The organism is Paracoccus sediminilitoris, assembly GCF_003259195.1.
Classification (GTDB): Bacteria; Pseudomonadota; Alphaproteobacteria; order Rhodobacterales; family Rhodobacteraceae; genus Paracoccus; species Paracoccus sediminilitoris.
Genome location: NZ_QJPK01000055.1, coordinates 1 through 5,834 on the forward strand (window position 1 = coordinate 1; position 5,834 = coordinate 5,834).

General features: G+C 60.1%; 12 protein-coding genes. 7 read left to right on the forward strand and 5 right to left on the reverse strand.

All coding sequences use genetic code 11. The features are described from left to right. Positions 1–180: 180 nt before the first annotated feature. On the reverse strand, positions 181–366 hold the full coding sequence (locus DKT70_RS17280; protein WP_111560298.1) for a hypothetical protein: 186 nt from the start codon (positions 364–366) through the stop codon (positions 181–183). Positions 367–538: 172 nt separating this feature from the next. Continuing rightward, positions 539–748, reverse strand: a complete 210-nt coding sequence (locus DKT70_RS17285) for a hypothetical protein (RefSeq protein ID WP_111560299.1) — start codon at positions 746–748, stop codon at positions 539–541. Positions 749–1,394: 646 nt separating this feature from the next. On the opposite strand from DKT70_RS17285, the gene DKT70_RS17295 reads away from it, so the two are divergent. Further along, positions 1,395–2,069: a hypothetical protein gene (locus DKT70_RS17295; protein WP_233490655.1), complete on the forward strand. Its 675-nt coding sequence runs from the start codon at positions 1,395–1,397 to the stop codon at positions 2,067–2,069. Continuing rightward, positions 2,069–2,452: a hypothetical protein gene (locus DKT70_RS17300; protein ID WP_111560301.1), complete on the forward strand. Its 384-nt coding sequence runs from the start codon at positions 2,069–2,071 to the stop codon at positions 2,450–2,452. Before DKT70_RS17295 ends, DKT70_RS17300 begins: the two co-directional genes overlap by 1 nt. A 14-nt stretch (positions 2,453–2,466) precedes the next feature. On the opposite strand, the gene DKT70_RS17915 is transcribed toward DKT70_RS17300, so the two are convergent. Then, positions 2,467–2,652: a hypothetical protein gene (locus DKT70_RS17915; protein WP_146612691.1), complete on the reverse strand. Its 186-nt coding sequence runs from the start codon at positions 2,650–2,652 to the stop codon at positions 2,467–2,469. Positions 2,653–2,865: 213 nt separating this feature from the next. On the opposite strand from DKT70_RS17915, the gene DKT70_RS17310 reads away from it, so the two are divergent. The 4 genes from DKT70_RS17310 (at position 2,866) to DKT70_RS17320 (ending at position 4,305) form a co-directional block, all read left to right on the forward strand. Further along, the gene (locus DKT70_RS17310) at positions 2,866–3,162 is read left to right on the forward strand and encodes a peptidoglycan-binding domain-containing protein (RefSeq protein ID WP_111560303.1); all 297 of its coding nucleotides are present in this window, start codon (positions 2,866–2,868) and stop codon (positions 3,160–3,162) included. Between the two features lie 36 nt (positions 3,163–3,198). Continuing rightward, a complete protein-coding gene (locus tag DKT70_RS17315) occupies positions 3,199–3,504 on the forward strand; it encodes an N-acetylmuramoyl-L-alanine amidase (protein ID WP_325048052.1) in 306 nt (101 codons plus the stop codon). 47 nt (positions 3,505–3,551) lie between these two features. Next, positions 3,552–3,803: a hypothetical protein gene (locus tag DKT70_RS17920; RefSeq protein ID WP_146612692.1), complete on the forward strand. Its 252-nt coding sequence runs from the start codon at positions 3,552–3,554 to the stop codon at positions 3,801–3,803. Positions 3,804–3,870: 67 nt separating this feature from the next. Next, complete coding sequence (locus DKT70_RS17320; RefSeq protein ID WP_111560305.1) at positions 3,871–4,305, forward strand: hypothetical protein; 435 nt, start codon at positions 3,871–3,873, stop codon at positions 4,303–4,305. Between the two features lie 163 nt (positions 4,306–4,468). Here the strand turns inward: DKT70_RS17320 and DKT70_RS18125 are convergent, their stop codons facing one another. Further along, on the reverse strand, positions 4,469–4,642 hold the full coding sequence (locus DKT70_RS18125) for a hypothetical protein (protein ID WP_158530154.1): 174 nt from the start codon (positions 4,640–4,642) through the stop codon (positions 4,469–4,471). Further along, positions 4,639–4,869, reverse strand: coding sequence for a twin-arginine translocase TatA/TatE family subunit (locus tag DKT70_RS17325; protein WP_111560306.1), 231 nt, complete (start codon positions 4,867–4,869; stop codon positions 4,639–4,641). The genes DKT70_RS18125 and DKT70_RS17325 overlap by 4 nt, the downstream gene beginning before the upstream one ends. Positions 4,870–5,515: 646 nt before the next feature. Between DKT70_RS17325 and DKT70_RS17925 the strand changes: the two genes are divergently transcribed. Beyond that, positions 5,516–5,725, forward strand: coding sequence for a hypothetical protein (locus tag DKT70_RS17925; RefSeq protein ID WP_146612693.1), 210 nt, complete (start codon positions 5,516–5,518; stop codon positions 5,723–5,725). Positions 5,726–5,834: the final 109 nt, after the last annotated feature.

Sequence of the window (5,834 nt, forward strand, 5' to 3'; positions counted from 1 at the left end):
TCCGTCTCCTCGGTTTGAAGCGGATTCTATCTCAAACCGGAGGAGAATGCGGGGCTCAGGTCAAGAGAACATCAGCTGGCGATAAAGAGAAGGCCATGGCCCGAATGAAGCAGCTTGTCCCACGCGGGCAGCATCTGACGCTTCGAAGATTGCTGGCTTCTTTAACGGGTGTTTGTCGTCTCAGGACAGGCGCGTCGTTCTCTCTTTGAGCAGTTCAAAGGGAAGTTGTGGACCATACCCAAACACTGAACGCTCGACCATCATCTCAACTTTCGAAATCAGGGCATGATAGCCGGTGTTATGCTGGTAGGAACGCAAGGCATGTTGAATAAGCCGTAGTTCCTCATCCGTGAAATCGCCGCGCATGGGACGCCTCCGTCAATCGTCATCTTGGTTAAGTCGATACAAATGACGTGGAGAATGTGCAGGTTCCCAAGGGCTGCAAAAAGTGATGACTGAGCAGGCATATATCCGCTGATTTGATCCCAGGCAGCATTCGCCAAGGTCTACACTTCGGCCATCGGATCCCACCCTGAGATTAGCCCGTCTGGGACAATGCTTCGTCCCTCGCTTTCAGGATCTCTCCAGACGTTTCTTGGACATGCAGAATGCGCTGCACCCCAGCCAGAGACAGAACCAAGGTGCATGCGCCCTCAGCGCCAGAATAAATCTCGAACTTGGTTTCGGCATTAAATGCCACCACGACCGCTTCGCCGCCCGGCATGGTGGTCAAGATGATAATGCGCAAGACTTTACGTCCTCCGGTACGTTGCATGTTGTGCAAGTGACAGAGGTACTCAGATCAAGATCTCAACACAATACGGCGCGCGGGGATCACACGACCTGCTATCGACGACATGCCACAGGAGGAAAGCGAATGCTCGTTGGCCAAATTTGCGGCATTGCGCAGCATGTTCGCTGTCTGACTGGCCAGTAAGACTACCGCGCTATGCGCCATAGTTCCTCGACGTGGAACTTGGACTCGACGACAAACAGGGACCGCTCTTGGCCGTCCGACGTAATGATGACGCAGGTAGAGTAATCAAAGCATTCGGAGACTGATAGCTCAGCGTCGAGTTCAAATTCCACGACAATTGCTTGAAGCGATTGAAAGTCGGTCAACACCATTCGGGGCATAACTTGCCACTCCCTGAAAAAGCCAATCAAAAATTTAACCATTCGCACTTAGCCGAGTGCTGCCCCAGTAGTCTATTTGGTTAATTTTGCCGTGACGTGGCGACAGTTTTCTATCGAGGCGCAGAGGCGATAGCTCTATCCGATTGATCGCAGACGGGGGAAATGCCGTGCTTTCCATCACGCTGGACGACGCCGATCTGCAGCGGAACCTGCGCCAGTTGGCGGACAAGGACGCGCGACAGGCAGCGGCATAGGCCTTGAACGACACGGCTGGCGATGTCCTGACGCATGCGCAGACCCGGATGGACGCGGTCTGCGACCGGCCCACGCGGTTCACCAAGAACGCCTTCATGGTGTGGCGTGCCAAGCCGAACAGCCTGGAAGCCTTGGTCATGGAACGTCCAACGGTCGGACGGCGGCATTACCTGAAGATGCAGGAGCTGGGCGGCGCGCGTGGCCAGACGGAGCTCGAGGCACTGCTGTCCTCGCGGCTGGCCTATGACGGCATCATCCAGTCGGCCATCCCTGCGGAGGGGGCCAAGCTGAACGCCTATGGCAACTGGCAGACCGGCGAACGCAACCAGGCGCTGTCGGCGGTTCAGGCGCAGCGCGATACCACGACCAACACCACGGCGGCGTCGCGCAGGCGCCATCGCAAGCGGGCCGGGTTCTTTGTGCCTCGCGAGGGGTCGGGGCTTTCGCCCGGCATCTGGAAGCGGGCACCGGATGGCACGATCAGCAAGGTGCTGCACTTCAGTGCCGTCGCTCCGGTCTATTCGGAGCGGCTCGGGTTCCAGGATGGTGCCGCCGAGGTCCATCGGGCCCGACTGCCCGAGCACCTGGCCCGCACCTTCGCGCGGATGGTCGAGAGGGTGGCCGAACGCGGCTGGCCGAGGTCTCCGAAAAGCTCGACCAGCTCTCGCAGGACGTGATGGCGGCCACGGGCGAGGACCGGGTCATCCACGAGGTGGCGGGGCTCAGCCATGTCCGCGAGCCGGTCTACCAGGGCGATCCGATCACCCTGAGCCCGGTGGTGCGCCGCACCCGCACCCGCACCGGCGCCGCCTGCACGCTGATCAGCCGCACGGCGATCTTTACCGACGAGGCCAATATCGCCAGCGCCGGGCTCGCGCAGAAGCCCGCCCGCCAAGTGGGCGGCAACGAGACACCGCTGCGCCTGCGCATGGACGTCCCGCCCCAGGTCGCCCCGGGGCGGGTCACCGTCTATCTGAGCCTCGAGTTCGACTGCGCCGGCCGCGCCGTCTATGACGCAACCCGCCCCGTGGCCTTCATGCTGCTGAGAAAGCCGGGATGAGCGGAGTTCACTCCTTAATCGTCGCTCTCGACAGGTCTGGGATCACACAACACCAGCTCAAGCTTGCCGGCCCCGACAATGCGAATGCTTTTGCAGCGCCACCATCGGCCCTGGTAGGCAAACCGCCGGTCTTTCGAAAAATCCGCGATCGGCCTGATGATGGTGACGCTTTGAGTGTTGTCAGATTTTCCGTTGCTCATGCCTGATCTTGGGTCTTGGCAAGAGCCGCTGACAAGCTAGCCGGACGGATAGGCCTGAGCGCAGGTCGACCCCGATACCCTCACAGTACAGGGCCGCCATTCCAGCTGCGTAGTCATACCGCGCAGCCGGCACAGCCTCGACAAAATCCGCCAAGGAGCACTGTTCAACCCCCAGCCCCGCCATCGTGCGGGGCTTTTTCATGGAGAAACGACATGTCGAAAGACGCGATCCGGTCGATCCAGGCCGGACTGACTGCCCTTGGCTATGAGTTGGGCCGAAGCGGTGCCGACGGCTGGTTCGGCAATGACACCAAGGCCGGAGCACAGGCCTGGCTGGCTGCTGGTGGAAAGCCGGCGAGCACGCCACTGGCCCCTGCCCCGCGACCGGCAAACGGGCCGGTGATCCGCCAGGGCAGTGCGGGCCATCCCGTGCACGAGATCATCATTCACTGCAGCGCGACCCGCGCCGATTGGATGGCTGGACGACCGGTCGCCGAGAAGGTCTCCTAGATCCGCAGCTGGCACCGCGCCAAAGGCTGGCGCGACATCGGCTATCACTGGGTCATTGATCGCGATGGCAAGGTGCTGCCGGGCCGCCCCGAGGTCGATATCAGCGCCCATACGATCGGCCACAACTCGGGCACGATCAGGATCTGTTTGCTCGGCGGATACGGCTCGGCCAAGACCGATCCATTCACGGCAAATTACACCGCGCAGCAGGACATCACCCTGCGCCAGATGATCGATGCGATCGGGACTCGAACCGCCATCGAGCGGGTCAGCGGCCACAATCAATACGCGGCCAAGGCCTGCCCCGGCTTCAATGTTCCAAAATGGCTCGAAGGAAACTGAACCTTGGCCGCGCAAGTTGGGTCAGATAGCGATCCAAGAGGTTCATGATGAAACCGGCCCTGCTGATACTGCCATTTTTTGCACTCCTGTCCGGCTGTGCAGATCCCGCGCCTCAAGGCGAACGACCGATGGACGAGGTCCCGGTGCAGAGCGTTCTGCCGAATGGCGAGCGGCAATACAGCTTCGAAAACGGCTGTGATGTCATCCTCGAGGCCAAGGCTGCAATCCTTGTGCGCGAGGATCCTGAGTGCGCTTTGCATCACCGTGACATCGCCTTGCTCTACGCTTCCGGCGACTGACACCAGTTCTACCCCATCCAATTCATCTCGGCCGCCCTTTCGGGCGGCCTTTTTCATGGAGATCGCTATGAACAGCATCAAGACGATCGCCCCGATCCTGATCACCAGGACACGCAGCTTCTGGCTTGGCATCGTGCCTGCCGGGCTGATCCTTGTCGACATCACTGCCGGCGCGGTAAGCGATGGCACGGCCGAGCCCATTGCCAAAGCGAATGCCGCGATCGCCGGGCCGGTCCTTGGCATCACGGCAGCAAAGGTTCACGCCTTTATGCTGGCAGTGGCACCGCTTTGCGCCCTGATCGTCGCGCATCAACGGTCGGGTCCGGCCCGCCTCTATACCACCAGCCCTTCGAAGGAACGCGATCTGGTCCGGACCATCGACGACGGCAAAAGCGTCTTCGAAGCGTGCCAGGCCTTCGGTGAGCGCCTGCTGCAAAGCGGATCCAGGCCTCAAGCGTCGGCTCCGGCAGGCGCTAAACCCAAGTCCAATCCCAAACCCTGATCGCAGATCCTGATCGTGGCGGCTGCATAGCGACCGCCCCGACACCTTCGCCCCTCCGCGTCGCGGCAGTGGACCGAACCTTGCGGTCCGATCCGTGCGGCCGACGCCTTCACACCGTCGACAACGGGGAGCGGAAATAATCCGCTCCCTTCTTTCGCAACTACTAGGTCAAATAAGCCGCAAGCCCAAGAAGAACTGTCAGACCGCCGATAAAGAGGATCCAGTGGGTCAGCACCTGACGCACCTGCGAGGGGTGATCTGATGCTGTGCTGGTCAAGATGTCTGCGGTTCGGTCATCTTGCATGATCACTGCGTTAGCTTTGTCTTGCTCCGTCATGTCCGCGACTCCGTCGAATGCTTGTCAGTGCGGGACGGCGTGTCGAGGTTGGAAGCCACAGAACCGCTGGTGGATTCTGCCAGGTCCGCCTCGCGCAGACCTTTCTTGAAGGCGGTCAATCCAGAGCCGACCTCGCCCATGACGAAGCTTATCTTGCCCTTGCCAAAGAGTACGAGCGCGACGACGACGATAAGGAGCAGCCCCGGGAGGCCGATATTGTTCAGCATGATGATTTCCATGATTGCCTAAAGAAGGCGCGCCGGTTGGGCACGCCAAACATGGACCTCGTCCGCATCAGGACGGGTGTCGTCTTAGGAAGGGCGAGATCCGATGACGTCAGGCAATCGTGGGGGGAGCGCGGGCGGACCAGTGCCGATCCGGCGCCAACACCGTGACATCGCTGCCCGTCGGGCCAAAGCCCACGCACTTGGGGTCGCAAGGTGGTTCAGGCCATGAAGCCTGAGGGTTAAGACAACCACCCCCACCCTCCGGAGCCAGCCGCAGATCGGGTAGCCGAACGAGGCGCCACTCTGTCGTGGAAAGAACCGCCTGATCGGAATGGCTCGAAAGGACGCTGCGGGTGTCGTGCTGTACACTCGATGCTCCCGCCGAACCTGAGATCAGCATGACCGAGACAAGCACCATCAGTACGCGAAGCTGCGCGAAAATGATGCTTGAAATGACTGAAGCGCGACTCATGTGCAAAAGATACAGTGAGACGCACTGCTTTGAATAGCGCCATGTTGAGATGCGCTCCAGGATGTAAGACAGCGCAAGATCAGATCAACTCGAACAGCGCCGAGGAAGCGCGTCTGATCTGACAGTCACCGAAACGCTTGACTGAGCATGGCGCGTTCTCCATATGTTCCAACCATGTCCAGACGTAGTGTTCCGCAATCCAAAATAGACGATGCCGTCTTTCCGGTGCGACTGTTCTTCGTCGCTCCCGAGGGCAAATTTCGCGGCGATATTGACGCGATCTATCGATGGCTGAATCAGGAAGTGGGGCGAGGCGGTTATGCCATCCATAGCGCCGGACGCGCGCCAGGGCAGAACGGCATCATCTACCGCATCGCGATCTAGCTGAAACATTCGAAGTTTGGCACTGGTCTTTCGTCCGCCTTTCCTAGGCTCCAGCCTCATTGATTTTCAGAGCCAGAAGAGGATTGTTGCTGCGAGAGCTATTGCGGAG

Coding starts and splice junctions, on each gene's coding strand:
- DKT70_RS17925 (WP_146612693.1), top strand. CDS start 5,516: ATGTCCAGACGTAGTGTTCCGCAATCCAAAATAGACGATGCCGTCTTT.
- DKT70_RS17920 (WP_146612692.1), top strand. CDS start 3,552: ATGAAACCGGCCCTGCTGATACTGCCATTTTTTGCACTCCTGTCCGGC.
- DKT70_RS17280 (WP_111560298.1), bottom strand. CDS start 366: ATGCGCGGCGATTTCACGGATGAGGAACTACGGCTTATTCAACATGCC.
- DKT70_RS17300 (WP_111560301.1), top strand. CDS start 2,069: ATGGCGGCCACGGGCGAGGACCGGGTCATCCACGAGGTGGCGGGGCTC.
- DKT70_RS17325 (WP_111560306.1), bottom strand. CDS start 4,869: ATGCTGAACAATATCGGCCTCCCGGGGCTGCTCCTTATCGTCGTCGTC.
- DKT70_RS17915 (WP_146612691.1), bottom strand. CDS start 2,652: ATGAGCAACGGAAAATCTGACAACACTCAAAGCGTCACCATCATCAGG.
- DKT70_RS17310 (WP_111560303.1), top strand. CDS start 2,866: ATGTCGAAAGACGCGATCCGGTCGATCCAGGCCGGACTGACTGCCCTT.
- DKT70_RS18125 (WP_158530154.1), bottom strand. CDS start 4,642: ATGACGGAGCAAGACAAAGCTAACGCAGTGATCATGCAAGATGACCGA.
- DKT70_RS17320 (WP_111560305.1), top strand. CDS start 3,871: ATGAACAGCATCAAGACGATCGCCCCGATCCTGATCACCAGGACACGC.